The sequence below is a fragment of the Pseudonocardia halophobica genome (genome assembly GCF_027922425.1).
In the GTDB taxonomy this organism is placed as follows: domain Bacteria; phylum Actinomycetota; class Actinomycetes; order Mycobacteriales; family Pseudonocardiaceae; genus Pseudonocardia; species Pseudonocardia halophobica.
The window spans coordinates 120,394-145,794 of record NZ_BSFQ01000015.1 but is presented as its reverse complement, the minus strand read 5'-3'; the positions used below and the strand labels follow the sequence as shown (position 1 = coordinate 145,794).

The 25,401-nt window shown below is 74.6% G+C and carries 28 protein-coding genes; 17 read left to right on the top strand and 11 right to left on the bottom strand.

The annotated features are described in order from the left end of the window. The first annotated feature begins 7 nt into the window (after nucleotides 1-7). A complete protein-coding gene (locus PKE99_RS18985; RefSeq protein WP_051737686.1) occupies nucleotides 8-718 on the top strand; it encodes a winged helix-turn-helix domain-containing protein in 711 nt (236 codons plus the stop codon). Here PKE99_RS18985 and PKE99_RS18980 read toward each other — a convergent pair. Then, on the bottom strand, nucleotides 697-1,362 hold the full coding sequence (locus PKE99_RS18980; protein WP_051737685.1) for a winged helix-turn-helix domain-containing protein: 666 nt from the start codon (nucleotides 1,360-1,362) through the stop codon (nucleotides 697-699). The genes PKE99_RS18985 and PKE99_RS18980 overlap by 22 nt on opposite strands. Before the next feature lie 538 nt (nucleotides 1,363-1,900). Between PKE99_RS18980 and PKE99_RS18975 the strand changes: the two genes are divergently transcribed. Beyond that, nucleotides 1,901-2,545, top strand: a complete 645-nt coding sequence (locus PKE99_RS18975) for a DUF5134 domain-containing protein (protein WP_051737684.1) — start codon at nucleotides 1,901-1,903, stop codon at nucleotides 2,543-2,545. A 508-nt stretch (nucleotides 2,546-3,053) separates the two neighbouring features. Then, on the top strand, nucleotides 3,054-3,500 hold the full coding sequence (locus PKE99_RS18970; RefSeq protein WP_037047816.1) for a DUF6197 family protein: 447 nt from the start codon (nucleotides 3,054-3,056) through the stop codon (nucleotides 3,498-3,500). A 45-nt stretch (nucleotides 3,501-3,545) separates the two neighbouring features. Here PKE99_RS18970 and PKE99_RS18965 read toward each other — a convergent pair whose 3' ends face one another. Continuing rightward, nucleotides 3,546-4,451 carry an alpha/beta hydrolase gene (locus PKE99_RS18965; protein WP_037047815.1) on the bottom strand — a complete coding sequence of 302 codons (906 nt, stop codon included), beginning with the start codon at nucleotides 4,449-4,451 and terminating at the stop codon, nucleotides 3,546-3,548. Between the two features lie 135 nt (nucleotides 4,452-4,586). Between PKE99_RS18965 and PKE99_RS18960 the strand changes: the two genes are divergently transcribed. From PKE99_RS18960 to PKE99_RS18950, 3 genes are all read left to right on the top strand, one after another. Next, on the top strand, nucleotides 4,587-5,147 hold the full coding sequence (locus PKE99_RS18960; protein ID WP_197040704.1) for a DUF6790 family protein: 561 nt from the start codon (nucleotides 4,587-4,589) through the stop codon (nucleotides 5,145-5,147). Nucleotides 5,148-5,230: 83 nt separating this feature from the next. Continuing rightward, entirely contained in the window at nucleotides 5,231-5,548 is a 318-nt protein-coding gene (locus tag PKE99_RS18955; RefSeq protein ID WP_037047812.1) for a hypothetical protein, read from the top strand. Nucleotides 5,549-5,594: 46 nt separating this feature from the next. Beyond that, complete coding sequence (locus PKE99_RS18950) at nucleotides 5,595-5,924, top strand: hypothetical protein (protein WP_156067710.1); 330 nt, start codon at nucleotides 5,595-5,597, stop codon at nucleotides 5,922-5,924. A gap of 128 nt (nucleotides 5,925-6,052) precedes the next feature. On the opposite strand, the gene PKE99_RS18945 is transcribed toward PKE99_RS18950, so the two are convergent. Both PKE99_RS18945 and PKE99_RS18940 read right to left on the bottom strand, forming a co-directional pair. Beyond that, a complete protein-coding gene (locus tag PKE99_RS18945) occupies nucleotides 6,053-6,364 on the bottom strand; it encodes a response regulator transcription factor (protein WP_051737683.1) in 312 nt (103 codons plus the stop codon). A 47-nt stretch (nucleotides 6,365-6,411) separates the two neighbouring features. Further along, nucleotides 6,412-6,765 carry a response regulator transcription factor gene (locus PKE99_RS18940; protein ID WP_051737682.1) on the bottom strand — a complete coding sequence of 118 codons (354 nt, stop codon included), beginning with the start codon at nucleotides 6,763-6,765 and terminating at the stop codon, nucleotides 6,412-6,414. Nucleotides 6,766-6,926: 161 nt separating this feature from the next. Between PKE99_RS18940 and PKE99_RS18935 the strand changes: the two genes are divergently transcribed. From PKE99_RS18935 to PKE99_RS18910, 6 genes are all read left to right on the top strand, one after another. Then, nucleotides 6,927-8,138, top strand: a complete 1,212-nt coding sequence (locus tag PKE99_RS18935) for a serine hydrolase domain-containing protein (RefSeq protein WP_037047808.1) — start codon at nucleotides 6,927-6,929, stop codon at nucleotides 8,136-8,138. Nucleotides 8,139-8,179: 41 nt separating this feature from the next. Then, nucleotides 8,180-9,349 carry an LLM class flavin-dependent oxidoreductase gene (locus tag PKE99_RS18930; RefSeq protein ID WP_063739793.1) on the top strand — a complete coding sequence of 390 codons (1,170 nt, stop codon included), beginning with the start codon at nucleotides 8,180-8,182 and terminating at the stop codon, nucleotides 9,347-9,349. A 114-nt stretch (nucleotides 9,350-9,463) separates the two neighbouring features. Beyond that, a complete protein-coding gene (locus PKE99_RS18925) occupies nucleotides 9,464-10,120 on the top strand; it encodes a TetR/AcrR family transcriptional regulator (RefSeq protein ID WP_156067709.1) in 657 nt (218 codons plus the stop codon). Between the two features lie 70 nt (nucleotides 10,121-10,190). Further along, nucleotides 10,191-10,865: a GIN domain-containing protein gene (locus tag PKE99_RS18920; RefSeq protein WP_037047806.1), complete on the top strand. Its 675-nt coding sequence runs from the start codon at nucleotides 10,191-10,193 to the stop codon at nucleotides 10,863-10,865. A gap of 81 nt (nucleotides 10,866-10,946) precedes the next feature. Then, nucleotides 10,947-11,576 (top strand): DUF1326 domain-containing protein, encoded by a 630-nt coding sequence (locus PKE99_RS18915; RefSeq protein WP_037047805.1) that lies wholly within the window; start codon nucleotides 10,947-10,949, stop codon nucleotides 11,574-11,576. Beyond that, a complete protein-coding gene (locus PKE99_RS18910) occupies nucleotides 11,576-12,316 on the top strand; it encodes a DUF2182 domain-containing protein (RefSeq protein ID WP_051737679.1) in 741 nt (246 codons plus the stop codon). The genes PKE99_RS18915 and PKE99_RS18910 overlap by 1 nt, the downstream gene beginning before the upstream one ends. A gap of 9 nt (nucleotides 12,317-12,325) precedes the next feature. Here PKE99_RS18910 and PKE99_RS18905 read toward each other — a convergent pair whose 3' ends face one another. Both PKE99_RS18905 and PKE99_RS18900 read right to left on the bottom strand, forming a co-directional pair. Continuing rightward, entirely contained in the window at nucleotides 12,326-13,153 is an 828-nt protein-coding gene (locus PKE99_RS18905) for a CBS domain-containing protein (protein WP_081924290.1), read from the bottom strand. A gap of 40 nt (nucleotides 13,154-13,193) precedes the next feature. Next, a complete protein-coding gene (locus tag PKE99_RS18900; RefSeq protein WP_051737678.1) occupies nucleotides 13,194-13,634 on the bottom strand; it encodes a cupin domain-containing protein in 441 nt (146 codons plus the stop codon). Nucleotides 13,635-13,825: 191 nt separating this feature from the next. Between PKE99_RS18900 and PKE99_RS18895 the strand changes: the two genes are divergently transcribed. Continuing rightward, nucleotides 13,826-14,818, top strand: coding sequence for an acyl-CoA dehydrogenase family protein (locus PKE99_RS18895; RefSeq protein ID WP_037047802.1), 993 nt, complete (start codon nucleotides 13,826-13,828; stop codon nucleotides 14,816-14,818). Nucleotides 14,819-14,833: 15 nt separating this feature from the next. Here PKE99_RS18895 and PKE99_RS18890 read toward each other — a convergent pair whose 3' ends face one another. After that, on the bottom strand, nucleotides 14,834-15,805 hold the full coding sequence (locus PKE99_RS18890; RefSeq protein WP_037047800.1) for a helix-turn-helix transcriptional regulator: 972 nt from the start codon (nucleotides 15,803-15,805) through the stop codon (nucleotides 14,834-14,836). 130 nt (nucleotides 15,806-15,935) lie between these two features. On the opposite strand from PKE99_RS18890, the gene PKE99_RS18885 reads away from it, so the two are divergent. Continuing rightward, a complete protein-coding gene (locus PKE99_RS18885) occupies nucleotides 15,936-17,378 on the top strand; it encodes an amidase (RefSeq protein WP_037047799.1) in 1,443 nt (480 codons plus the stop codon). Between the two features lie 10 nt (nucleotides 17,379-17,388). After that, on the top strand, nucleotides 17,389-18,141 hold the full coding sequence (locus PKE99_RS18880; RefSeq protein WP_051737677.1) for an SDR family NAD(P)-dependent oxidoreductase: 753 nt from the start codon (nucleotides 17,389-17,391) through the stop codon (nucleotides 18,139-18,141). Nucleotides 18,142-18,147: 6 nt separating this feature from the next. Here PKE99_RS18880 and PKE99_RS18875 read toward each other — a convergent pair whose 3' ends face one another. Together PKE99_RS18875 and PKE99_RS18870 are read right to left on the bottom strand one after the other, a co-directional pair. Beyond that, complete coding sequence (locus PKE99_RS18875) at nucleotides 18,148-18,459, bottom strand: Rieske (2Fe-2S) protein (RefSeq protein ID WP_051737676.1); 312 nt, start codon at nucleotides 18,457-18,459, stop codon at nucleotides 18,148-18,150. Between the two features lie 8 nt (nucleotides 18,460-18,467). Continuing rightward, entirely contained in the window at nucleotides 18,468-19,973 is a 1,506-nt protein-coding gene (locus tag PKE99_RS18870) for a flavin-containing monooxygenase (protein ID WP_037047796.1), read from the bottom strand. 155 nt (nucleotides 19,974-20,128) lie between these two features. Between PKE99_RS18870 and PKE99_RS18865 the strand changes: the two genes are divergently transcribed. Next, complete coding sequence (locus PKE99_RS18865) at nucleotides 20,129-21,580, top strand: glutamate synthase subunit beta (RefSeq protein ID WP_037047794.1); 1,452 nt, start codon at nucleotides 20,129-20,131, stop codon at nucleotides 21,578-21,580. Here the strand turns inward: PKE99_RS18865 and PKE99_RS18860 are convergent. Both PKE99_RS18860 and PKE99_RS18855 read right to left on the bottom strand, forming a co-directional pair. Then, entirely contained in the window at nucleotides 21,522-22,658 is a 1,137-nt protein-coding gene (locus tag PKE99_RS18860; RefSeq protein ID WP_063739792.1) for a hypothetical protein, read from the bottom strand. The two genes, PKE99_RS18865 and PKE99_RS18860, sit on opposite strands and share 59 nt — an antisense overlap. A gap of 64 nt (nucleotides 22,659-22,722) precedes the next feature. Then, entirely contained in the window at nucleotides 22,723-24,192 is a 1,470-nt protein-coding gene (locus PKE99_RS18855; protein ID WP_051737675.1) for an APC family permease, read from the bottom strand. Between the two features lie 87 nt (nucleotides 24,193-24,279). Here PKE99_RS18855 and PKE99_RS18850 point away from each other — a divergent pair, with 87 nt between their 5' ends. Then, the gene (locus PKE99_RS18850) at nucleotides 24,280-25,383 is read left to right on the top strand and encodes a VIT1/CCC1 transporter family protein (protein WP_037047791.1); all 1,104 of its coding nucleotides are present in this window, start codon (nucleotides 24,280-24,282) and stop codon (nucleotides 25,381-25,383) included. Nucleotides 25,384-25,401 lie beyond the last annotated feature (18 nt).

Sequence of the window (25,401 nt, the reverse complement as noted above, 5' to 3'; positions counted from 1 at the left end):
AGAAGTCGTGCAGATCCTGGTGCTCACCTCCAACCCCGACGTGCACGCCGTCCTGCCCGCGCTCGACCTCCTGCCGCACCGCGTGCGCACCTGCCGGCCCTCGGTCCAGGAGTTCCTGGCGGCGGGCCGGTGCGACGCGGCCCTCGTCGACGGGCGCACCCAGCCCTTCGCGGCCTGCCAGCTGAGCCGCGGGCTGGTGGCGACCGCGCGGGGGATTCCCGTGATCGGGGTGATCGAGGAGCTGGTCGCGCCGCAGATCGACGAGGACTGCGCGGTGGTGCAGCTCGTGCTGGCCTCGGCCGGGCCCGCGGAGATCGATGCCCGGCTGCGGCTGGCCGGCCGTCGTCGCCTGGTCGACCCGGAGCCCGAAGCCGCCGCGGCCGTCCTCGCGGTGGGGCCCTTCGTCCTCGACGTCCACGCCTGGACGGTGACGCTCGACGGCGCCCCGCTCGCCCTCACCCATCACGAGTTCGAGCTGCTCAAGGCCCTGCTGTTGCACGCCGGGCGACCCCTGACCCGTGCGCAGCTGGTGAGCGAGTGCGACGGCTGGACGGACGGGACCGGCCCACGCGCCGTCGACTGCCACGTCCGCGCCATCCGCGCGAAGCTCGGCCCGCACCGCGGGCTGGTGCGCACGGTGCGCGGGCACGGGTACGTGCTGCCCTGGCAGCCGCCCGGCACGAGCGCGCCGGCGGGTCACCCCGCGGCGACCAGGTAACCGAGCCCGCGGACGGTGCGGATGCTGCTCCGGTGCGCACCGAGCTTCGCGCGGATGGCGCGGATGTGGCAATCGACCGCCCGCGGGCTGGTCCCGTCGCCGCCGCCGTCGACGAGACCGAGCAGACGTTCCCGGGACAACGGGCGCCCGGCCTCTGCCAACAGGGCGCCGAGCAGCTCGAACTCCCGATGGGTCAACGGGAGCGGCCGGTGCTGGAGCCGGATCGTGTAGGCGTACGGGTCGAGTTCGAACGGGCCCACCCGCACCACGACCGGATGCTCGGAACCGTGTCGCGGGTCGACCGACCGTCGTCGCGCCAGCCGTAGCCGGGCGTCGACCTCGGCGGGGCCGGCGTCGGACAAGACCAGCTGAGTTACGCCGAGTCCTCGTGGGAGGCCGGCGAGGCAGGTCTCGTCGGCGACGAACACGACGGGTGTGCCGCGCGCGGCCGTCGCGACCAGGGCCACGAGCTCGAGGGCGGCCCGTGGCTGGCGGCGTCCGTCGACGAGCACGACGTCGCAGCGCCCCGCGTCGAGGAAGGCGCTGACGGACGGCGCCGTCGCGCGCACGGTGTGGTCGAGCAGGTCGAGTGCGGGCAGCACCGAACGCCCGCCGGGTGCGGTGGTCAGGACCAGGACCTCCATGCCGAGCTCCTTCCGCGGGACGTCACGTCCGGGCGGGGGTGCCGGACGGATGCGGGAGATCCCTCCCGGTGTGCGTGTCCGGACCGGGGCCGCTCGATGACGGCAGGGTCAACTCGCCCTCACACGATGACGAACAGGGTTGAGAAGCTCGGGCCGCGGGGCGCTGACCTGGGTGTTGTCACGCGCCGCGATCGCCCGCGGGGGTCGTCACCCACATCGGTGCGGTCGTCGCGCGGCAGGTGCGGGGCGGCATCGCGCGTCGGTTCGGGGAGCGATGCGCGTCTGACGTGCAGGTCCGTGCGGATCTCACTGCGTGGGCGCTCCACGGTGAAGCACTCGTCATCGCGTCTCGACGCACGGTCATGCAGGTGACACGGGGACCGGCATCTCCGCCCAGAAGGGCGCGCGCTCGTACCGCGACGGGAACGTGTCCGGAACGCGGAGACGGTGCAGTTCTCTCGTGACGGCCCGCACCGGGTCACGCACTCTCCGGAGGTGCCCGCCCAGATCTCCTCGCGACGAAGGGACCCGCCCGCCCATGGCCTGGTTCGATGCCGGAGTGTCCGCGGTCCTGGTCGGCGTGGGCCTGCTGCACGTCGTCCGTCTGGTGACCGCCCGACGCGACGGCCGCCCCGCCGCCGGGGAGCTGGCCCACGTCGCGATGGCTCTCGGGATGGCCTCGATGTTCTCGCCGACCCTCGACCCGTTGCCGTCCGTGGCCTGGTCGGTCCTGTTCGGCCTCAGCGCCGCCTGGTTCACGGCCGCCGCCCTCCGCGACGGCCCGGCCGCCGACGACGCCGCGCACCACGTGGTCTGCGGCCTCGCGATGCTCTTCATGCTGGTCCTGAGTCCGCACGGTGGTCAGGTGCCGAGTGCCGGGCACTCGGGGCACGGAGCGGTGGCCGGTGTGCCGATCTGGGTCTCCGGGGTGTCGCTCCTGCTGGTCGGCTACTTCGCGTGGCACGGGATGCGGTGCGGCGACCGCTGGGCCTGCGCCGCGCACCGGGTCGTGCCGCACCTCCCGGTCACGGTCGGCGGTCCGCCCGCCGCCGCGCCCTGCGCCGGCTCGGACCGGGTGGCTGCGGGTGCGCGGCTCGGCGCGCTGCGCACGGCTCGGGTCGCCGCCGTCGCACACCTCATCGCTGCCGCTTCCATGGCGGTCATGCTGCTCGGAGCGATCTGAGGGGCGGTGGGTGGTCGGGGGTGCTGGTCGAACCGCGGTGTGGGGCGGCTGGGCGAGGTGCTGTCGGAGGGTCGCGTCCGTGCGCGCCGGCTGGCTGGCTGCGGCCGACTCTGGCCGTCGAGATGAACGTCTGCCGACCACCATGTTCATCTCGACGGATCGCTTCGATCACCGACCGCCCCGGCCCTGCGGGGACGATGCTCCCGACCCGGAACCCGGCGCTCGCGAGCAGGTCCCGCCACTCCGGTTCGGTGCGAGGTTCTCCTCCCGATGCTCGTGCGAGGGGCTCCGGACGTATCACCGCCGGTAGGCCTCGGCGAACCGGTCGTGGTCGACCTGCCGCGCCACGGGACCGTAAAGCTCACCGCGGTCCACCTGCACGCCGACGACGTGGTCAGGCTGGTCGGCGCGGTCCGGGCGGTGTGCCCGCAGCGGCGATGAAGGCCCTACCGCGCAGGCGGCTCCCGGCCCACACTGCGAGGTGGGGCAGCGAGCGGGAGGAGCGGCGATGGCCGTCTGTCTGGTCGAGCCCGGGGTCCGGCCTCTCCGCCGGACGCCCGAGCGGAGTGTTCTCGCGGTGGCCCGCGGGATCGTGGAGCGCGGGTGGTTGCAGCACGGCTGGTGCACGGACAACCGCCCGTCGAGGGTGGCGCGGCTGCTCGCCGGGCCGCCGCGGCCGGACGAGGTGGAGCAGGCCTGCCTGGTGGCGGCGCTGACCGTCGCGGCCCACCGCGGGGGCCGGCTGGTCAACGTCGAGCGGGACGCGATGCCGTGGATCGCGCACGTCTGGCGGTGCCTGCCGGGCGCGGCCGGGCGGCGCGCGCCGGCGCTGCGCGGACCGTGGGGCGCGGCCGTGATCCGCGACCTCACCGCGTGGAACGACGCGCCGCACCGCACCCGCGACGACGTCGTCGCCCTGCTCGAGCGGGCGGAGCGCCTCGCGCCGGTCGGCTGACGGGAGCGGGGCGGGCCCCTGAACCACCTCCCCGGGCCGCCGGATTCACCGCGTGAGCACCTGGCCGAAGGAGTCGAGGGCCTGCACGGCCGTCGCGTCGGCGGCGTCGACGACCCCGAGGAAGGCCGCGTAGCCGTGGATGAGGCCGGGCCCGGGCAGGTGCTCGACGGGCACGCCCGCGGCGGCGAGGCGCTCGACGTAGGCCCCGCCCTCGTCGCGGAGCGGGTCGAACTCCGCGGTCGCGACGACGGCGGGCGCCACCCCGCCCACCTCGGCCGCCAGCAGGTCCACCTCGGGTACGCCGGTCCCGCCGCCCGGCGCGTACTGCTCGAGGAACCAGACCATGTCGGCGTGGGTGAGGAAGTAGCCCTCGCCGTTGTCGCGCACCGACGGCGAGGCCATCGCCGGGTCGGTGGCGGGGTAGAACAGCAGCTGGCCGGCCAGCGGGAGGCCGGCGTCGCGCGCCCGCAGTGCGACGCCGGCGGCGAGCGAGGCGCCCGCGCTGTCCCCGGCGGCGCCGACCGGCCGGTCGGGGTGGCGGGCGAGCGTCCAGCGCAGCACGGTGAGGGCGTCGTCGAGCCCGGAGGGGAAGGGGTGCTCGGGCGCGAGCCGGTAGTCCACGGACACCACGACCGCGCCGAGCGCATTGGCCACGCGGCGGCACAGGGGGTCGTGGGTGTCCAGGTCGCCCATCACCCAGCCGCCGCCGTGCAGGTACACCACGGCGAGCCCGCGGTCCTGCGCCGGCATGAAGATCCGAACCGGGACCCCGTCGGCCGTCGTGTCCTCCACCGCGGCGACCGGCTCCGGCACGAACCCCGGCCCGCGCCGGGACAGTGCCAGCGTCCGGTACCGCTCGCGCACGGTGAGCGCGTCGCCATCGGTCAGGCCGGTGAAGCCGGCCGCGGCGAGGGTGTCGAGGACAGTGCGGAACTGCGGGTCGAGCGGCACGGGCGGGCTCCCGGGTGATCGCGGTCGCGGGGACTTCCCTGCCAGTGGATCACGACGGGCGCCGTCGTGCCGCCGCTAACGCCGCCCGCTCCCGCGGCGAACCGGCCGTCAGGACCCCAAGGCCGGGAGGGACACGTGCCGGTACCCGAACGCTCCGTCGACCCGCCGCCGACGGCCGAGCTGCCGGTCGTGCCCGCCGAGGAGGACCAGGGGCCGCCGCCGGTCGTCCTGCGGCTGCTCGGCATGACGACCCACGTCGGGCTCGCCGGGTTCGTCGTGGCCGAGATCGTGCAGGTCGCGACGTCGGGCTGGGCCGGGTTCACCGCCGCGAGCCTGCTCAACGCCCTGGTCTGGCTCGCGGGCGTCAACTCGCTGATCGTCGGTTGCGGGCACCTGATGTTCCCCGACCCCATCGCGAGGTCGATCGGCTGGCCGGCCGGCAACCCGTTCCAGCGGGAGGTCGGGCTGGCCGGGGTGCTGATCGGGGTGCTCGGGATCCTCGCGGGCAGCGGTTTCGACCGGCAGTTCCAGCTCGCCGCCGTGCTCGCCTTCGCGATCTTCTACCTCGGTGCCGCGGTCGGGCACGTCGTGCAGATCGTGCGGCAGGGCAACCGGGAGGCGGGCAACGCCGGCTTCATCCTCTGGTACGACGTCCTCGCCCCGCTGCTCGTGATCGCCCTCTACGTGGCCTCCTGACGCGCCGGGGGCCCTCCGGCTCTATTCGCGGCCGGCGCCCCCGGGGACCGTCGTCCGGTCCGATGGAGGCACCGGGAGGGGTCATGGGCCAGATCTACCTGCAGAAGTTCGTCTACCGCGACGGCGCGACCAAGGCCGACATCGACGCGGCCTGGGCCGAGGCTTTCCGGGCGATGGCCAGGACCGGCAACTACGGCAACGTGGACAAGGGTGTCGCGCACCAGAAGAGCCTCGGCTCGGCGTGGGGCGGCTACGTCCTCATCGAGGTCGACGACCCGGACTCCTTCGCCGCGTACCAGGTCTTCCACATGCAGAACTACGGTCACGTCGCCCACATGACCTGGGAGCCGGTCTACGACACGGACCGTGTGTTCGCCGAGGCCGTTGCGGCCGCGCTCTGAACGGGCGGCCTCGGAACCAGACAAACCCGGCGCTAGGATCTCGGCCGTGCGCGCACTCCCGAGATCCCGCCGGCTCCTGACCGGCCTCGCCGCGGCCGTCCTCACGCTCGGCCTGGCCGGGTGCGGGGGCGGGTCGTCGAGCACCCAGTGCGGGCTCGACGGCTGCACCGTCACCTTCCCGCGCAGCGGGGACGCGTCCGTCTCCGTCCTCGGGGTCGAGGCGCGGCTGGTCGGCGTGGAGAACGACGTGGCCGAGATCCAGGTCGCCGGCCAGCAGGTCCGGGTGCCGGTCGGCGGCCAGACCGAGGCCGGCGGCTTCACCGTCGGCGTCGAGCGGGTCACCGACGCCGAGGTCGTCGTGCGGGTCCGGCCCTAGGAGGGTCGGCGGCGGGCTCCGGCTGTTCGACGCCGAGCTCCCGGCCTCGGACTGGTCCCTGTACGGCACCCAGATCCACGCGCACGGTGCGGTCGCGCTGCACTACCGCCGCACCTGAGCGGACCCGCTCAGGGGATCGCGCCGCCCTCGCGGGCCCGCAGCACCGCCTCGTGCCGGGTGTGGGCGTCGAGCTTCGTCATCGCGCTGCGCAGGTAGCTCTTGACGGTCTCCGCGGACACCCCGAGCAGCACGGCGGTCTCGCCGTTGCGCAGGCCGAGGGCGGTGTGGGCGAGGACGTCGATCTCGCGGGCGGACAGCGCCGGCGCACCGGTCGCGGGTCGGCCCGGCGTGACGATCTCGACGAGCCGGGCCTGCAGCCCGGTCAACCGCCCGCGCAGCGCCGGTTCCTGCGTCGCGGCCCGCCGGAGCCGCGCGAACATCCGGCGCACCTCTTCGCGATCGGCGGCTGACAGCGGCCCCTCGGGGATCATCGCAGCAGGCCGCGGGCCCGCGCCGCGCTGACGGCGGCGTGCCGGGTGCGGACCCCGAGCCGTCGCATGGCCCGCCGCAGCTGGGACTTCACGGCGTTCGTGGAGGTGCCGAGCAGGCCGGCGATGTCGGCGTTGCGGCAGCCCGCGGCGGCCAGGGCGAGGACGTCGAGCTCGCGCGGGGTGGGGTGGGCGTCGGCGAGTTCCGGCGGGTCGCCCCCGAGCCGGTCGCACCCCGCGACGATCTCGGCGCGCAACTGCGCGTCGCCGATCCGGCCGGCGAGCTCGCGCAGCTCGGCGACGACCGCCGAGAGCGACGCCTCACGGACCTGCGGACATGTCGGAGAGCCCATCCCCAGCCCCCACCTCGTCGTGGTCCCGATCACGGTAGGGCGCTCGCTGACGGAGTGTCAATCGACGAGACGGGGCGCCATCGAGGTGTCACTTTCGGGGGTGCCGGACCGGAACTGATCGTTCGTACAGTTCGGTTCGGCGGCGACCGGAAGAGGACGCGATGACCACTGCGGTACAGGTCCAGGGGCAGGTCGAGGCGGGATTCGAGGAGGTCCGGGACGAGTTCGCCCGCAACTTCACCGAGCGCGGCGACGTCGGGGCCGCGCTCGCCGTGTACGTCGACGGCGCGCCCGTGGTGGACCTGTGGGGCGGCCTCGCCGACCCCGCGACCGGCCGGCCGTGGGAGCGCGACACCGTCGGGCTCGTCTACTCCGCGACCAAGGGCGCGACCGCGATGGTGGTCAACCTCCTCGCCGAACGCGGCGAGCTGGACCTCGACGCCCCGGTCGCCCGGTACTGGCCGGAGTTCGGTGCCGCGGGCAAGGACGCCGTCTCGGTCACCCAGCTGCTGAGCCACCAGGCGGGCCTCCCGGTGCCGTCCGCGCCGCTCACCCGGGCCGACCTGATCGGCGGCGCGCCGGTCGTCGAGGCGCTCGCCGCGCAGGAGCCGCTGTGGGCGCCCGGGACCGCGCACGGCTACCACGCCCTGACCTTCGGCTGGCTCACCGGCGAGCTCGTGCGCCGCGTCACCGGCCGGACGCTCGGCACGGTGTTCGCCGACGAGATCGCCCGGCCGCTCGACCTGCACTTCTGGATCGGACTGCCGGCCGAGCTGTCGGGCACGGTCGCCCCGCTGATCGACGGCGTGCCCGACCCGGCCGAGCTCGACCTCATCACCGACCCGGCGGCGAAGGAGCTGGTGCTGCGGGTCGTCGCGGCGATGAGCGACCCGTCGTCGTTGTTCGCCCGGGTGCTGTCCACCAACGGCGCGCTCCCGACTCCCCACGCGGCCACCTGGAACGACCCCGCGATCCACGCGATGGAGCAACCGGCCGCCAACGGCGTCACCAACGCCCGCTCGCTCGCCCGGCTGTACGCGGCCTGCGTCGGCGAGGTCGACGGCGTACGGCTCCTGTCCGGGGCGGCGCTCGACCGGGCGCGCACCGAGCAGGTCCGCGGGCCGGACCTCGTGACCGTCGGCGAGAGCCGGTTCGGTGTCGGCTTCCAGCTCCCGACGCCGGCGTCGCCGCTGCTCGGCGAGGGCTCGTTCGGGCACCAGGGCGCCGGGGGCGCGCTCGGCTTCGGCGACGTGAGCTCGCGCGTCGGCTTCGGCTACGTCCAGAACCAGCTCGGTGCCTCGCTGCTCGGCGAGCCGCGCACCGCGGCCCTGATCGCGGCCCTCCGCCGCGCCCTCGCCCGAACCCGAGCCTGAACGAACCCGACCCCCACCAGCACCGATCAGGAGGCACCGCCGTGCGTGTCGGAATGACGATGTTCTTCCAGAACTACGCGGACTGGGACCGCTACGAGGCGAAGGAGCGCGGCGAGGACGTCCCCGCCCTCGACCCCGCCACCGACGGCCGTCGGTACCGGGAGGAGCTCGACGCGGCGCTCGCGGCCGAGGACCAGGGCTGGGACTCGCTGTGGACGGTCGAGCACCACATCAGCCCCTACACGATGATCCCCAACCCGGTGCAGCTGCTGTCCTACATCGCCGGGGCGACCTCGCGGATCGACGTCGGGACGATGGTCGTCGTGCTGCCGTGGCACCACCCGCTGCGGGTCGCCGAGGACATCACGGTCCTGCAGTACCTGCTCGGCGAGGGTCGCACTCCGTACATCGGGTTCGGCCGCGGCGCGGCCCGGCGCGAGTTCGCCCAGCTCGGCCTGGAGATGGGGGAGTCGCGCGGCCGCTTCGACGAGGCGATCCAGGTCGTGAAGCTGGCCCTGACCGAGGAGTCCTTCAGCTTCCACGGCGAGCACTACACGTTCGACGACGTGACCATGCGTCCCCGCCCGCGCGACCCGCAGCAGCTGATCGACAACTTCCACTTCTCCTGGGGCAGCCCGTCGTCGGCCCCGATCGGCGCGCGCTTCGGCCTGAAGCCGCTGATCATCCCGCAGCGCCCGTGGGACGACTACCACGCCGAGCTCGCCGAGTTCGGGCGCGCCCGGGCCGCCGCCGGCTACGCCCCCGCCCGCCCGCGCATCCACATGAACGTGTTCTGCGGCGAGACCGAGCAGGAGGCCGAGGAGCACGCCCGCCGGTTCATCCCGGAGTACGCCGACAGCGCCCGGCGCAACTACGAGCTCGACAGCAACCACTTCGCCACGACCAAGGGCTACGAGCACTACGCCGCCCAGTCCGCCGCGCTCGAGCAGGTCGGCGACGCCGCCAAGGCGATGGGCGACGCCTACCTCGCCAACCACGTCTGGGGCACCCCCGACCAGTGCGTCGAGAAGATGCGCCGGATCGCCGCCGCGTTCCGGCCCGAGGAGTTCATGCTGGTCATGCGCTACGGCGACATGCCCCGCGAGGTCGCGGAGAGGAACGTCGCGCTGTTCTCCCGGGAGGTGCTGCCGGCGGTGCAGGCCATCCCGCTCGAGGAACCGGTCACCTACGACGACGCCCTCACCGCCTGACGACGCCGGGCCGGTCGCGTACGAGGGCGGGCCGGGTCCGTGCCACTAGGGTCGCCGACGACGGCGCGCGGGCACGTCGCGCCGTCGTCGGACTCCGTGGACGAGGACGGGACGATGAGCGCAGCCGCGGGCCGCAGCGGGGTCGCACCGGACGATCGGCGCCCGACGCTGCGCGAGGAGCAGCGCCTGCTCACCCGCAGCCGCCTGGTGGAGGCGGGCATCGCACTGTTCGCCGAGAAGGGCTACGTCGCGACGACGGTCGAGGACATCGCCGCCTCGGCCCGCACCTCCCGCGCCACCTTCTACCTGCACTTCGAGAGCAAGCTCGCGCTGCTCGGCTTCGTCGGCGCGCAGCACGAGACCTGGGCGCCGGCCACGCTCAACCTCATGGACGGCGCCGGGCCGGTGCCGCGCGAGCGGGTCGAGGCGATGGTGCGGGAGGGCTTCCGGCACTGGCGCGAGCACGCCTCGCTGATCGGCGCGTTCCTGCAGGCCGAGGCCGTGGAGGTCGGGCTGCGCGAGCGGACCCTGCCGCACCTGCACGAGGTCGTCGAGACGGCCTTCCCGCGCTACCTCGGCCAGTTCGCCGGAGCGGACCGCGACCTCGCCCGCACCGAGATGGTCATGCTCGTGCTGCTCACCTACCGCTACATGTTCTACGAGTTCACGAGCAGGCCCTTCCCCGACGACCTCGACCTGCAGGTCCGGGCGATGACGGACCTGGTCTGGCGGGTCGTCACCGCCCGCGCCGGATCGCTCGACGCATCGTGAACCCCGTGGCCCGGAACGCCGTCGTCTGGGACCGTACGGACGGGCGGTTCGGTGAAACGGACGGTGGGCGATGGGGCACGTCACCTTCGGGAAGGGTCGCGCGCGCCTGATCGCCGCGACCGCGCTGCTCGTTCTCGTGGCGGCCTGCGGCCAGACCACGGTCGCGACCGGGTCGGGGAACGTACGGACCGAGAACCGCCCGGTGCCGGGCTTCGACTCGGTGGAGTTCGCCTCCGCCGGGACCCTCACCATCGAGCAGACCGGCACCGGGTCGGTCGAGATCCGGGCGGACGACGGCATCCTGCCCTCGCTCACCAGCGTGGTGCAGGGCACCACGCTCAAGCTCGGCATCAAGGAGGGCACGATCCCGGCGAACGCCGATGTGATCAACTATCGGGTCACCGTCGAGCAGCTGACCGGCCTGACCGTGTCGGGTGCCGGTGCGGTCACCGTGACCGGGCTCGACGGGCCCGAGCTCGCGGTCACGCACGGCGGCGCCGCCCGGGTCGCCGTGTCCGGGCGGGTGACCCGCCAGGTGGTCGACCTGACCGGCATCGGCGAGTACGACGCCGCGAACCTCACCTCCGAGGAGGCCGAGGTGACGGTCGGCGGGGCGGGCTCGGCCGTGGTCGACGTGAGCCGCACCCTGCAGGCCCGGGTCACCGGCGTCGGCAGCATCCGGTACGAGGGCTCGCCGCAGGTGACCCAGGAGGTCACGGGCCTCGGCGAGGTCACGCGCCACTAGCGACCGCTCACGGATCGACTTCTGGCCGTTCGCTGTGGTCTCCGTCACACTGCCGCCGGGCGGTGGGAAGGAGGGACGGCGATGACCGCAACCGAGACCGAGAGCGGCACCTACGTGGTCGAGGGGCGCCTGCTGGAGGTCTGCACGTGCAAGGCGGTCTGCCCCTGCTGGGTGGGCCTCGATCCCGACGGCGGCATGTGCGACGGCTCGGTCGTCTGGTACGTGGACAGCGGCACCGTGCAGGGCGTCGACGTGTCCGACCGCGGCCTCGCCCTGCTCGCCTACATCCCCGGCAACGTGCTGGCCGGGAACTGGACCGCGATGGTCTACGTCGACGACCGGTGCTCCGAGGAGCAGGAGAAGGCGCTGCTCGACGTGTTCACCGGCGGGCTCGGCGGCCCGATCGCGGACCTCGCCGCGCTGATCGGGGAGGTCGTGGGCGTGGAGCGCGCGCCCTTCGCCGCGACGGTGGAGGAGGGCAAGGGCACGCTCAAGATCGGCGACGTGGTGGAGGCCGAGTTCGAGCAGCTGGTGGGCGCCACCGGCAGGCCGACCACCCTGTCCGACTCGGTGTTCTCCACCATCCCGGGCTCGCCGGCCTACCCCGGCACGGCCTCGGTGTACCGGCGCAGCGGCAAGAAGCTCGGCCGCCCGGACATCGACATCTCCGGCTACAACTCGGTGCAGGGCCACTTCCGGTTCACCGGCTGATGTCCCCGGTCGCGGTCCCGGCCCGGCTCCGCGACCCCGCGACCGGGCTGTGGGCCGCCGCGGGCGCGTGCTGGCTGCTCAGCGGCTGGCTCGTGCTCGCGGGCGGCCACCACCACGGTCCCGCGGTGCCCCGGCCGGGCCCGTTCCTGGTGGCCTGGCTGGTGATGGTCGGGGCGATGATGCTGCCGACGGTCGTGCCGCTGGTGCGGCTGTTCGCGCACGTCCGGGCGCGGGCCCCGCAGCCGGGCGGGGCGCTGCCGGCGCTGCTCGGCGGCTATCTCGCGGTGTGGACGGCCGTCGCGGGGCTCGCCTTCGCCGTGGCGCTGGGCGTGGCCGCGGCGACCGGCGCGGTCCCGTGGCTCGCCGCCCGGCCGGAGGTCCTGCTCGGCCTGGCGATCCTGCTCGCGGGCGGCTTCCAGTTCAGCCGGCTCAAGGAGGCGTGCCTGCGCGCCTGCCGCAGCCCGGCGACCGTGCTGCGCCGCGAGTACCGGCGCGGCCCGGCGGGGGCGGCGCGCCTCGGCCTGCGGCACGGGGTGTCCTGCGTGGGGTGCTGCTGGGCGTTGATGCTGGTCATGGTGGTGGCCGGGGCGGCGAGTCTGCTGTGGATGCTCGGCCTCACCGCGCTGATGGTGTTGGAGAAGACGAGCCGGCACGGGCCCCGGCTGGTCCCGGTGATCGGGACCGGGCTGCTCGTCCTCGGTGGTGCGCTCCTGATCGCGGGGGTGGCGCGGCCGGCCTGACCGGCCCGTTCAGACGAGGTCGCTGCGGCTGAGCATCCCGACGAGGCGTCGGCCGCGGGTCACCGGCAGGACCCGGAAGCCCCGGTCGACCACCAGGTGCCGGGCCTCGGCCAGCGGCGTGTCCGGCCGGACGACGGTGGGGGAGCGGGTCATCGCGGCGCCGACGGTCCGCGGGGGCCCGCTGCGGCTGCCGTCGAGCGGGTCGCGCAGCAGGTCGGCCTCGCTCACCACGCCGACCAGCCCGCCGTCGTCCTCGACCACCGGCAGCAGGCTGAACCGGCGGGTCAGGAGCAGCTCGACGGCCTGCGAGCAGGGGGTGGTGGGCCGGACGACGACCAGGTCGGTGCTGGTCATCACCTCGCCGACCGTCCGGGCGTCCGGCCTGCGCTCCCGCGGCATCCGGGCCGGCACGGGATCGGGCAGCGTGGTCCGGCCGAACAGCCGCGACAACAGCCCGGGCTGCTCGCGGGGGCCGCGGAGCAGGTCGCTGCGGGTGACCACCCCGACCAGGAGCCCGCGCTCCACGATCGGCATCACCCGCAGCTCGCCGTAGGTGCGCAGCCGGTGCGCGACGACGGCGGCGCTCGTCGCGGGCGACATCGTCAGCACGTCCGTGGTCATGATCGACCCCACGGTCGCGCCGGCGGGCGCGCCGTCCTCCTGATGGCGCAGGACGTCGACCAGGCTGACGATCCCGACCAGCCGGTCGACGCCCCGCACCACGGGCAGCGCGCTGAACCCCGCCCGCAGCATCCGCCGGGCCGCGAGGTCCACGGGATCGTCCGCCTGCACCGTGACGAGCCGCCGGGTCATGACATCGCGCACGCGGACGGGCATTCGTCCGACCCTAGTGGCGGGGCGGTCCCCGACCCCCGGTTCAGGGCGTGGGAAGGCCGACGAGCTCGCTCTGGTGGGCCGCGAACAGCGCCAGGATCGCCTCGCGGTCGGGCGGATCCTGGGCCATGAGCTCGTTCGCCTGCTCGACGAGCCGGATCGCCTCCGGCGTGGTGATCACCAGGAGCCGGGCGGGCTCGGGTGCGGGGTTGCCGAAGCCGTGCACCGCTCCGCGGCCGACGAAGGCGCACGACCCCGCCGGGCACTCCGTCGTGGTGCCGTCGACCGTGATGGCGATCGTTCCTTCGAGGACGTAGAAGGCCTCGTCGTAGACGCGGTGGATGTGCGGCGGCGGGCCGTCGGCGTGCGGCGGCAGCGCGGACTCGAACACGGCGAAGTCCTCGCTCTGGCCGAACTCGACCTTGGTCGTCATCCAGGGGCCGAAGCGGCGGCCCGCGCCAGGGGGAAGCAGGGTGCTCGACATGTCTCCACCTGCCCGGAGTAGCTGGTGACCCGTCCCGGAGACGGTACCGGCGGAAGGCCCGTTCCCGGCTACGCAGGTCTGCGTACGGGCGGACCGTTGACGCCGGGCGAGGCGCGCAGGACCCTGGCCGTCCCGCTCGGCAGGCCGACGGGTGCCGTCGCGGTCCGCCCGCCGGCTTCGAGATCGACCCGGTGAGCGCCTTCGACCTGGAGGAGATCGCCCGGGCCGACGCTGCCGCTGCGTGGAACCTCTTCATGTCCGTGAACCCGGGCCTCGTCGGGATGTGGCTGCCGGAGCAGGGCGCCGACGAGGTGTTCGCCGGGGAGCCGCGGTTCGCCGGGACGCTGGTCCCGCCGATGACCGCTGTTCCCGTGGACGGCGGATACCGGATCACGGGCCGGATACCGTTCGTCAGCGGCTGTCACGCCGCGACGTGGCTGATCTTCACCGCCGTGCCGACCGACGACGGGATACCACGCACGACGGAGGACGGCCAGCCGGTCACGGTGCTCGTGTTCCTGCCGCGGGCCGAGTGGCAGATCGTCGAGAACTGGGACGTCCTGGGCATGCGGGGCACCGGGAGCCACGACGTGACCGTCGACGGCGTGTTCGTCCCGGACCACCGGGCGCCGTTGCTCGTGCCCTTCGCCGACGCCCCACCGGGATCCGCCTTCCAGGGGCCGCTGTACCGGATGGTGATCTGGCAGGGCACGGCCGTGATGGCCGCAATCGCCCTCGGCATTGCGCACACCGCGATCGCCGAGGTCACCGAACTCGCGACGGCGAAGACGCCCGCGTTCACGACCGTCCCGCTGCGGGAGCGCGCCGTGGCCCAGTCGGAGATCGCCCGCGCCGAGGGGCACCGGTGCGCGGCCCGCGCGTACCTGCGCGAGGTGCTCGCCGAGGGCTACGCGGCCTGCGAGGCCGGACGCCCCTTCGACACCGACCACCGCCGGTCCATCCAGCTGGCGGCCTCCCACGGGGTCGAGGCGGCCGCCACCGCCGTACGGCTCGTGCACCAGGTCGCGGGCACCTCGGCCATCCGCAACAATCGCCCGTTCGCGGCCCACTTCCGCGATGTCCACACCGTCACCCAGCACGCCTTCGTCTCGCCCAGCCGGTACGAGTCCGTCGGCCAGCTGATGTTCGGGCTGCCGCCGGAGTGGCCCCTGTTCGCCTTCTGACCGGTAGCGGCGCGCTCAGCGCGGCGGGGCCACCAGCAGGCCCCACCGCGTGGCCAGCCGCGCGGCCTCGACCCGGTTGCGGCAGCCCGTCTTGGCCAGGATGTGCTCGACGTGCGTGGCGACCGTGCGGCCGCCGATGCCGTGGGCGGCGGCGATCTCGGTGTTGCTCAGGCCGCGGGCGACGCCGTCGAGGACGTGCAGCTCGCGCACGGTGAGCCCGGCCGGCGAGGGCGCCTCGCGGTGCAGGACGACCACGCCCGAGGGGGAGGCGTACAGCTCGACGGCGACCACGCCGGCGTCCCGGACGAGGTGCAGGACCGGGGCGGCGGGCGGGACACCCGCGCGGAGCTGTGCCACCACGCCGGCCAGTGGCGACGGCGGGGCGACGAGGTCGGGGCGCGGCGCGGGCGAGAGCGGGGTGACGGTCCCGTCGGCACTCGCGACGAACCCGTCGACCTCCCCGCGCGCCAGCCGTTCGGTGGGGGACCGGGGAGCGGCGACCGGGTCGAGCGCGGCGGCGAGGTCGGGGCCGAGCAGGTCGAGCAGGGCGACGGTGTCGTCGTCCGGATGGCGGGCGTCGAGCGTGCTCGCGTTCAGCATGCCGACGTACCGCCCGTCGGCCGCGAACAGGCACTGCGTGACGCCGTCCCGGAAGCCGAGCGGCGTGATGATCCGGTCGAAGATCTCGCCGTGCCGGCGGCGGGGCGCCAGGTCCCGGACCCGGACCGGAACGCGGCCGGAGCGGACCGAGTCGAACAGCGGATCGGTGTGCATGCGCCCGTCGAGCAGGGCCGTGACCGCGGGCGGGTACGAGGTGGCGAGCGTGCGGTGCCGGGACGCCGCGGGGTCCCAGAGCGACAACGCCAGACAGTCCGCCGGCACCACCGGGCGCAGGGCCTCGAGCGCCGCGGACGCCGCACCGGGGGTGCGGCTGCCGTTGCGCCGCAGGAAGGACCGCAGCTCACGGGCCGCGGCGAGGGCGGTCACGCGGCGCACGCTACCGGGCCCGCAGCCTCCTGACCAGGGACGACGGCGGGTGCCCGGGCATCCGTCAACCGACCGATGTGCACTGGCGCGGGCGTCCGTACCGTCGCGCCTCCCGACCACGGAGGACGCCATGAAGCCCGACGAGTACGCCGACCTCGACGCCACCGCGCTCGCCGCCCTGATCCGCTCCGGCGAGGTCACGGCCGGCGAGGTGCAGGCCGCCGCGACCGAGGCCCTCGACGCCGTGCAGCCCGCGCTGAACGCACTGGTCGGCAAGCGGTTCGCCGCGCCGCTCGACCACGCGGAGGACGGGCCGTTCGCCGGCGTGCCGTTCGCGATCAAGGACCTCATCGTGCACGCCGCGGGAGTCCCGCAGCGGGCCGGCAGCCGGCTGCTCGGCGACGGGGTGCCGATGCCCGCGGACACCCACCTCATGGCCCGCTTCCGGCGTGCCGGGCTGGCCACCCTCGGCGTCACCGCCACCCCGGAGCTGGGCTTCAACGCCAGCACGGAGCCCGTCGCGACCGGTCCGGTCCACAACCCGTGGGACCTCACGCGCAGCCCGGGCGGGTCGAGCGGCGGCTCGGCCGCCCTGGTCGCGGCCCGCGCGCTGCCCGTCGCCCACGCCAACGACGGCGGCGGGTCGATCCGCATCCCGGCGGCGGCGTGCGGGCTGGTCGGGCTCAAGCCCAGCCGCGGACGGACGTCGCCCGGCCCGGACTACGCCGACCCGCTGCTGGGCCTCGGCATCGAGTTCGCCGTGACGCGCACCGTGCGGGACTGCGCGGGCTTGCTCGACGCCGTGCACGGGCACGAGCCGGGCGACCGGTACCTGCTGCCGGAGCCCGTCCGGCCCTTCGCCGAGGAGGTCCGCGCCGGGAGCCGGCCGCTGCGGATCGCCCTGCACACCGCCGCGTTCTCCGGGCACGGCTCCGTCGACCCGCGCTGCGTGGCGGCCACTGAGGCGGTCGGGCGCACGCTCGAGGAGCTGGGGCACACCGTGGAGCCGGCGGCCCCCGCGGTGGACGCCGCCGCGTTCGACGACGCCAACCTGATCGCCTGGACGAGCTTCCTCGCCGACGGGGTGGACTCGCTGGCCGCGGCGCTCGGCGTCGACCCCGGACCCGAGCACCTCGAGGCCACCACCCGTGCCTGCGCCGACCACGGGCGCACCCTCCGGGCCTCGGACCTGTTCGCCGCCGACCGCGTCTTCAACGCGACCACCCGCGCCGTCGCCGCCTTCCACCAGCGGTTCGACCTGATCCTCACGCCGACGATGAACGTCCCCAACACGCCCCTCGGCCACCTCGACGCCGACGACGACTCCCTCGACGCGCGCGGCTGGTACGACCGCATCTTCGCGACCGCCGGCTTCACCGCGCTGTCCAACGTCACCGGGAACCCGGCGATCTCCCTCCCGCTCGGCCGCACCGACGAGGGCTGGCCGATCGGTGTGCAGCTGACCGGTCCCTACGCCGGCGAGGGCATGCTCCTCGCCGTGGCGGCCGACCTCGAGAAGGCCCTGCCGTGGGACGGCCATCGGCCGGCGACCGTGGTCGGCCGAGCCCTCTAGCCTGGGGCGCATGACGACCGGCGGACCGTTGACCAGCCCGTGGGGCGGGGACCGGCCGTTCACCGCGGTGGTCACCGGTGCGGCCGGCGGAATCGGTCTCGCGCTGGCCGAGCAGTTGCGCGGGCGGGGCGCCGAGCTGGTCCTCGCGGACGTCGACGAGGCGGGCGTGCACACGGCGGCCGAGCGGCTCGGGGGGGCCGGTGTGGTCGTGGACGTCGCCGACCCGGAGGCGATGGAGCGGCTCGCCGAGCAGGCGGCCGCCGCCCGCTTCGTCTGCCTCAACGCCGGGATCGTCGGCTCGTCGGTCGGCGCGCCCTGGGAGGTGCCGGCCGCGGAGTGGGACCGCGTCTTCGGGGTGAACGTCGCGGGCGTGGTCAACGGCCTGCGGGCCTTCGTGCCGAGGCTCCTCGCGGCAGCGGAGCCCGCGCACGTGCTGGTCACCGCGTCCCTCGCCGGGATGACGGTGTTCCCCGGAGGCGGCGCGTACGGCCCGTCCAAGCACGCGGTGGCGGCGGTCGTCGCGCACACGGCGATGGCGCTCGAGGGCACGCCGGTCGGGATCAGCATGATCTGTCCGGCCCTGGTGGCGACGGGGATGTCCCCGGTGGGCGCCGACCCCGCCGACGCCGCCCGCGAGGCCCTGAGTGCAGTCGACGACGGCGTGTTCGCCGTGGTCCCGCCGGAGTGGCGGGCCGCCGTCGTCGACCAGGCCAGCACCGTCGCCCACGGCGGCCGGCCGGCCCCGCCCGCGCCGACCGGCTGACGTCGCTCAGCCCGGGTCGTCCGCCTCGTCGCCCACCCTGATCTCCGTACCGACCACCGTGACCGGGAGCCGCCGCAGCGGCTCCTCCGCCGGCCCGCCGACGACGACGCCGTCGGCGATGCGGAACCGGCTGCCGTGGCAGAAGCAGTTGATCGTCCCGGCGGCCACGGCCCGGACCGCGCAGCCGCGGTGGGGGCAGGTCGTGGAGAAGGCGACGAACGTGCCCTCCACCGGCTGCGTCACCACCACCCCGCGCTCCGCCACGATCACCCCGCCACCGACGGGAACCCGGTCCGTGGTCGTCAGCGTGGCGGACACCGGCGGACTCAGCGGTAGACGAGGCCGTCGTCGAGGTCGGCCTTCGGCAGGATCTCCTGTTCCTCCTCGTGCTCGAGCATGTGCGTCCAGGGCTCGCGGTCACCCTGCTTGAACAGCACGTGCTGGGAGCGCATGACGTAGCCGGAGTTGAAGTTCTCCGGGTCCGACCACGGGAGCAGCGGCATGTCGGCGTCGCCCGGCCGCAGCATCGGGACGACCATCGTGGCGCCCTTGTCCTGCATGTGCTCCCAGAGTCGGCACACCAGGTCGGCGACGAGGTCGAGGCGCAGCGTCCAGCTGTGCCGGAAGTAGCCGAACACGTAGGCCATGTTCGGCACGTCGCTGATCATGACCCCGCGCCAGGTGACCTTCCGCGTGAAGTCGACCGGCTCGCCGTCGACGGTGAACGCCACGTCGCCGAAGGCCGAGAGGTTGAAGCCGGTGGCGGTGACCACGACGTCCGCCTCGAGCTCCTGGCCCGAGGCCGTCCGGATCCCGGTCTCGGTGAACTCCGCGATGTCGTCGGTGACGATCGACGCCTTCCCCGCGCGCAGGGCCGCGAAGAAGTCGCCGTCCGGCACGATGGCGATGCGCTGCTGCCACGGGCGGTAGCGCGGGGTGAGGTGCTTCTCGATGTCGAAGCCCTCCGGCAGCAGCGGGCGCATCGACTCCATGAGATACGTGTGGACCTCGTCGGGCGCGTCCAGCGACGTCCGGGCCAGCCAGTGGTACTGCGACATGTACTGGCGGCGCAGGATCTCGTGGGTCCACTCCTCCGGGATGTCCAGTGCCCGCAGCTGGACGGCGAGCTCGTGCGTGACGGGCGGGGCGTAGTAGTAGGACGGCGAGCGCTGCAGCATCGTCACGTGGTCGGCCGTCTCGGCGATCGCCGGGATCAGCGTCGAGGCGGTCGAGCCCGAGCCGATCACGATCACGCGTCTTCCCGTGAGATCGAGGTCCGCGGGCCAGTCCTGGGGGTGCACGATCGTGCCGCCGAAGCGGTCCACGCCCTCCCACTCCGGCCGGTACGGCTCGGCGTGGTTGTAGTAGCCCTGGCACATCCACAGGAAGTCCGTGGTGAAGCGCAGCCGTCGACCCGTCTCCTCCTGGTCGACCTCGACGGCCCACCGGCGCTCGTCGGACGACCAGGCGGCCGCGACGACCCGGTGCCGGTAGCGGATGTGGCGGCGCAGGTCGTCCTCGTCGAGGACCTCGTCGAGGTACGCGAGGATCTCCTCCCCGGCGGCGATCGACGGGCCGCGCCACGGCTTGAACCGGTAGCCGTAGGTAAACAGGTCGCTGTCGGAGCGCACACCCGGGTACCGGTGGGTCCACCAGGTCCCGCCGCGGTCCGGCTGGGCGTCGAGGAGGAGGAAGGTCCGGTCGGGGAAGCTCTCCTGCAGGTGGTGGGCGGCGCCGATGCCGGAGACGCCGGCGCCGACGATGAGGACGTCGACGTGTCCGGCCTCCTCGACGGCGGTGTCCTGGGGAGCGCTCGCGGGTGCAGACGTCATCGGCTCGACCTCCGGTGCGCACGATGTGACTCAGCTCATGTTAGTCCGGATTTCGGCGCGCAACGTCGGCCGAGCGGGTCCGCGCGAAGTAGGGCGTTGTCAGGCGCCCGCCCGGGGGTGCACCGTACGTGGACCACACCGACGGGAGGCCCGCCGTGGCTGACCCCTGGGGTTTTCTGCGCACCGAACGCCGGCCCACGCCGAGGCGGCCGGTGGACCTGCGGCTGCGCGACTGGCGCGAGGTGTACGAGCCGCTGCCGGAGCCGGCGCTGCGCGCGCAGGCCGGGCGCTGCATGGACTGCGGCGTCCCGTTCTGCCACGCGGAGTGCCCGCTGGGCAACCTCATCCCCGAGTGGAACGACCTCGTCCGCCGCGGCCGCTGGCGGCAGGCGAGCGAGCGGCTGCACGCCACGAACAACTTCCCCGAGTTCACCGGCGTGCTGTGCCCGGCCCCGTGCGAGGAGTCGTGCGTGCTGGCCATCAACGCCGACGCGGTGTCGATCAAGCAGGTGGAGCTGCAGATCGTCGACCACGCCTGGGACCAGGGGTGGGTGCGGCCGCTCCCGCCGCCGCGTCGGACGGGCCGGTCGGTCGCGGTGATCGGGTCGGGCCCGGCCGGGCTGGCGGCCGCCCAGCAGCTCACCCGCGCGGGCCACGACGTGGTGGTCTGCGAACGGGCCGACCGGATCGGCGGCCTGCTCCGCTACGGCATCCCCGCGTTCAAGATGGAGAAGCGCCGGCTGGACCGGCGGCTGGCGCAGATGCTCGCCGAGGGCACGGCCTTCCGCGCCGGGGTGGAGGTCGGCGTCGACGTCAGCGTCGAGCGGCTGCGGGACGAGTCCGACGCCGTCGTCCTGGCCTGTGGCGCGACCGCCGCCCGCGAGCTGCCGGTGCCGGGCCGTGACCTGGCCGGGGTGCACCTCGCGATGGACTACCTGACCTGGGCGGACCGGGTGCAGGAGGGCGACCTCGCCGAGTCGCCGATCAGCGCCGAGGGCAAGGACGTCGTCATCATCGGCGGGGGCGACACCGGCACGGACTGCCTGGGCACCGTGCACCGCCAGGCCGCCCGGTCGGTGGCGCACGTCGACATCCGGCCCCGCCCGCCGGAGCGGCGCACCCCCGAGATGCCGTGGCCGACCTATCCGGCGGTGCTGCGCACGTCGCCGGCGCACGAGGAGGGCGGGGCGCGCCTGTTCTCGGTCGACACCGTCGAGTTCCACGGGGACGCCGACGGCGGACTGCGGGCGGTCACGCTCGTGGAGGGTTTCCGCGACGAGACCAAGCGGTTCCACCCCGCCGGGGCGACGACCGACGTGCCGGCCCAGCTCGCGCTGATCGCCCTCGGCTTCACCGGCCCCGAGCAGGGTGACCTCCTCGCGCAGCTGGACGTCCGGCTCGACGGGCGCGGCAACGTCCTGCGGGACGAGGACTTCATGTCCACCGAGGAGGGCGTCTTCGTCGCCGGGGACATGGGCCGCGGGCAGTCGCTGATCGTGTGGGCGATCGCCGAGGGCCGCGCCGCGGCCGCCGCGGTCGACGCCTACCTCACCGGGCGGGACCTGCTGCCCCGGCCGATCCGTCCGGACCGCGTCCCGATCGCCTGATCGAGCGCCGGAGCCAGAGGATCGCCGCGACCGCCACGACGACGAGCCCGACGGCGACGGCGACGGCCACCGTCAGGTTCGTGCCCGCGCAGTCGTTGACGGGGTCGTCGTGGCTGAGTGCGCACGCCATGCGTTCGCCGCGCTCGGTCCCGTACCGCGCGACCAGCTCGGAGCGGAAGTCCTGCCACTGGCGGTGGGTCTCGGTGACGGCGCCGGTCACGGCCCTGGCGAAGTTGGTGCCGACCATCCCGCGCGGCGTCGTCGGGTCGGCGGCCGCGCCGGTGACGGGGTCGATCTGCCCGCGGTCCTTATTGAGGCCGGCATGGGTGACGCGCAGCTGGCAGGCCCCGACGCCGGGGACCTCGTCCCGGGCCACGAAGCACCCGGTGCTGAGCGCGTCGGGCGGGTCGGGCGCCGCGCTGCCGCGCAGGTCGAGCAGGGGACTGGGCGCGGGGAGGGCGAGCCCGGGCGGGTTCTCGTCCCCGATCGGGCGGGCCGGGTCGGGCTGGTCGGCCCAGTTGCTGTGGGCGTAGAAGTCCTGCGCGCCGTGCAGGGCCCGGCCGAACGCCTCCAGGGTCGCGCACTTGGCCCGTTCCTCCCGTTGCTCGCGGGACCGGCACTCCGGGTGCGACTCGACCTCGGCCGGGAGCACCTCGCCGTCGGGACCGAGCAGGCCCCGGGCGTCGTCCAGCCCCTCGGCGAACCGCATGCGCATGTGGTTCAGGCAGTCGACGAGCGAGGCCGTGGCCTGGTCGCGGGTGCGGGGGTAGGTGCCCGCCACGTAGTCCGCGTCGTCGCAGTGCGCGGCCGGGTCGGACAGCTCGTCGCTGTCCGGCGCGCCGACGGCCCCGAACTCGCGGTCGTGCCCGGCCAGGTAGTCCATGGTCAACGGCTGGAAGCAGTCCGGGTCGGAACCGGCCGTCCCGGCGCAGCTCAGGGCGGCCCGGGTGATCCGCTCGTGCTCGCGGCTCTGCCCGCCGCTGTCGATCGTGCCGAACCCGGCCGCGGAACCGGGTGCCAGAGCGAGGCCGAGCACGACGAGCAGGCCGAGCAGCGTCGTGAACCGCCGTCGTCGCACCGCGGTGCCACCCCCTCCGACCGGCCGCCGAGCGGAGCGTGCCGCGCGGAAGATCGCGTCGACCTCATCCCGGCGGGGTGACCGCGGGACCGAGCCCCTCGTTCGCGGTGAGCCGGGCGCCGGCCGCGCGGGCCGTGCCGGGCCGGGTGAGCACCCAGAAGACACCGAGCAGGATCCAGGCCGCGGAGATCGCGGGATAGGTCCCCGCGCCGCCCTCCGGGTACGGGACGATGTTGCGGAACAGCGTGTACCCGAGCAGGACCAGTGCGAGCGCCGGGACCACCACCTCCCACGCCGCCACCTCCCGGTGCCCCGAGAAGAACAGCAGCCGGGCGGCGCCGATCGTGGCGAGCGCGTAGACCACCAGCAGGATCAGCGTGCCGATCGTCGCCGAGGCCTGGAACAGTGTGAACGGCGCCGAGTCCAGCACGAACCACGCGAGCGCGACCTCGAGGTACATCGCCCCCACCACCACGCACGTCGCCCGTACCGGGGTCCCGCGCTGCGGGGAGACCTCCGCGAGCGCGGCCGGCCCGACGCCGTCGCGGGTCAGGGCGAACAGGAGCCGGGAGGCACCGACAGCGCAGGCGAGCGCGCAGCCGAACGCACTGACCGCCGCGCCCACCGTGATCAGGTGGCCGACCCAGCCGGCGACGTACTCCGCCCCGAGGTCGCCGAGCAGCGACGACGAGGCCGTGAACGCCGCGATCCCTGCCGGGTCGGTGCCGAAGCCCATCACCTCGACGGTGGTCACGAACACGAAGTAGACGCCGCCGAAGACGGCCGTGCCCAGGATCGCCCGCGGGATGCTGCGGCGCGGGTCGCGGGCCTCCTCGCCGAGCGTGGCCGCGGCCTCGAACCCCGCGAAGGAGAGGAACCCGAACACCACGCCGAGGAACAGCGCGGACACGCCGGTGCCGGGCGCGACGCTGAACACCGACCCGTCCAGGGTGTGCCCTCCCGGCGCCGTACCGTCGGCCAGCCGGACGAGGACCACCACGCACACCGCGAGGATCAACCCGACGGTCACGCCCTCGATCGTCAGCAGCACCCGCGTCCCGCCGCGCACCCGGACGACGGCGAGGGCCAGCACACCGAGCAGGGCGATCGCCGCCAGGGCGAACCCCGCCCAGCGGGGCTGGTCGGGCCAGATCCCCAGCACCCGCAGGGCGTCGGCGCCGAAGATGCCCGCCGCCGTCGACGTGACGACCCCGTAGAACACGTACGTGCCCAGCAGCGACCACCCGGCGACCACACCGGCGCGCGGGCCGAGGGTGGCGCCGACGAAGCCGTAGACGCTGCCCGCGTGGTGGAACCGCTGGCACAGTCGCACGAACGTGTAGGCGACGAGCAGCACGCCGACCGTCGCCAGCGCGAAGGCCAGCGGGACCGCGCGGCCGACCGAGCTCGCCGTGCCCTGCGGGTTGATGTTCGCGGCCATCGAGGGCGCCATCAGCGCCAGGGAGAGCCCGATCGCCTCCCACACGCCGAGGCCGCGGCGGAGCCGGGAACGGGGGGTCGAGCTCTGCACCATCGCGCTCACCTCTTCCGACCCGGGGAGGTCGCCCGGGCGGGGGTGAGGGTTACGCGCGGACCACCGGCCGGGCGCAGACTGTCGCCCATGCCCGACAGCCCGACGGGGAGCGAGCCTCCGGCACGGACGTCCCGCGCCAGCCGCCGCCGGTGGCGCCGCATGCTGGCCGACGAGCGCGAGGAGGCCAAGGTCTACCGCGACCTGGCCGCCCGGCGCAGCGGCGACGAGCGGGAGATCCTGCTCGGGCTCGCCGAGGCGGAGGAGCGGCACATCGCCCACTGGGCGAACCTGCTCGGCGACGACGCGACCTCGGCCGGGCGCGGCTCGCTGCGGATGCGGCTGCTGGCGCTGCTCGGGCGGCGGTTCGGCTCGGTGTTCGTGCTGGCGCTGGCGCAGCGGGCGGAGACCCGCTCGACCTACCGCTGGGACGTCGACGCCACGCCGGCGATGGCGGCCGACGAGCGCATCCACGAGGAGGTCGTCCGGGGCCTCGCGGTCCGCGGCCGGGCGCGGGTGTCCGGCACCTTCCGCGCCGCCGTCTTCGGCGCGAACGACGGCCTGGTCAGCAACCTCTCGCTCGTCCTCGGCGTGATCGGCGGCGGGGCGAGCCGCACGGCGGTCCTGCTCACCGGTCTGGCCGGGCTGCTCGCCGGGGCGCTGTCGATGGGGGCGGGGGAGTACGTGTCGGTGCGCTCGCAGCGCGAGCTGCTGGCGGCCTCGGCCCCGGACATCAGCGACGCCTCCCGGGTCCTGCCGCAGCTCGACGTCGACGCCAACGAGCTCGCCCTCGTCTACCGGGCGCGCGGGCTGAGCGCCGACGAGGCCCGGCGGCGGGCCGAGCAGGTGTTGCGCAGCAACGACCCCGCCCTCGCGGTGGCCGCGACGAACCCCGCCCCGGAGGGGCACGACGTGGTGGGCAGCAGCTTCGGCGCCGCCCTGTCGAGCTTCCTGTTCTTCGCCTCCGGCGCCGCCATCCCGATCCTGCCGTTCCTCGTCGGCCTCGCGGGCGGTCTCGCCGTCGCGGTCTCGGGAGTGCTCGTCGGGATCGCGCTGATGCTCACCGGGGCCGTCGTCGGCGTGCTCTCCGGCGGTCCCCCGTTGCGCCGCGCGCTGCGCCAGCTGGCGATCGGCGGGGGCGCCGCCCTGGTCACCTACGGCCTGGGAGTGCTGTTCGGCGCAACGCTCGGGTGAGGGCGGTCGTCCGATTCG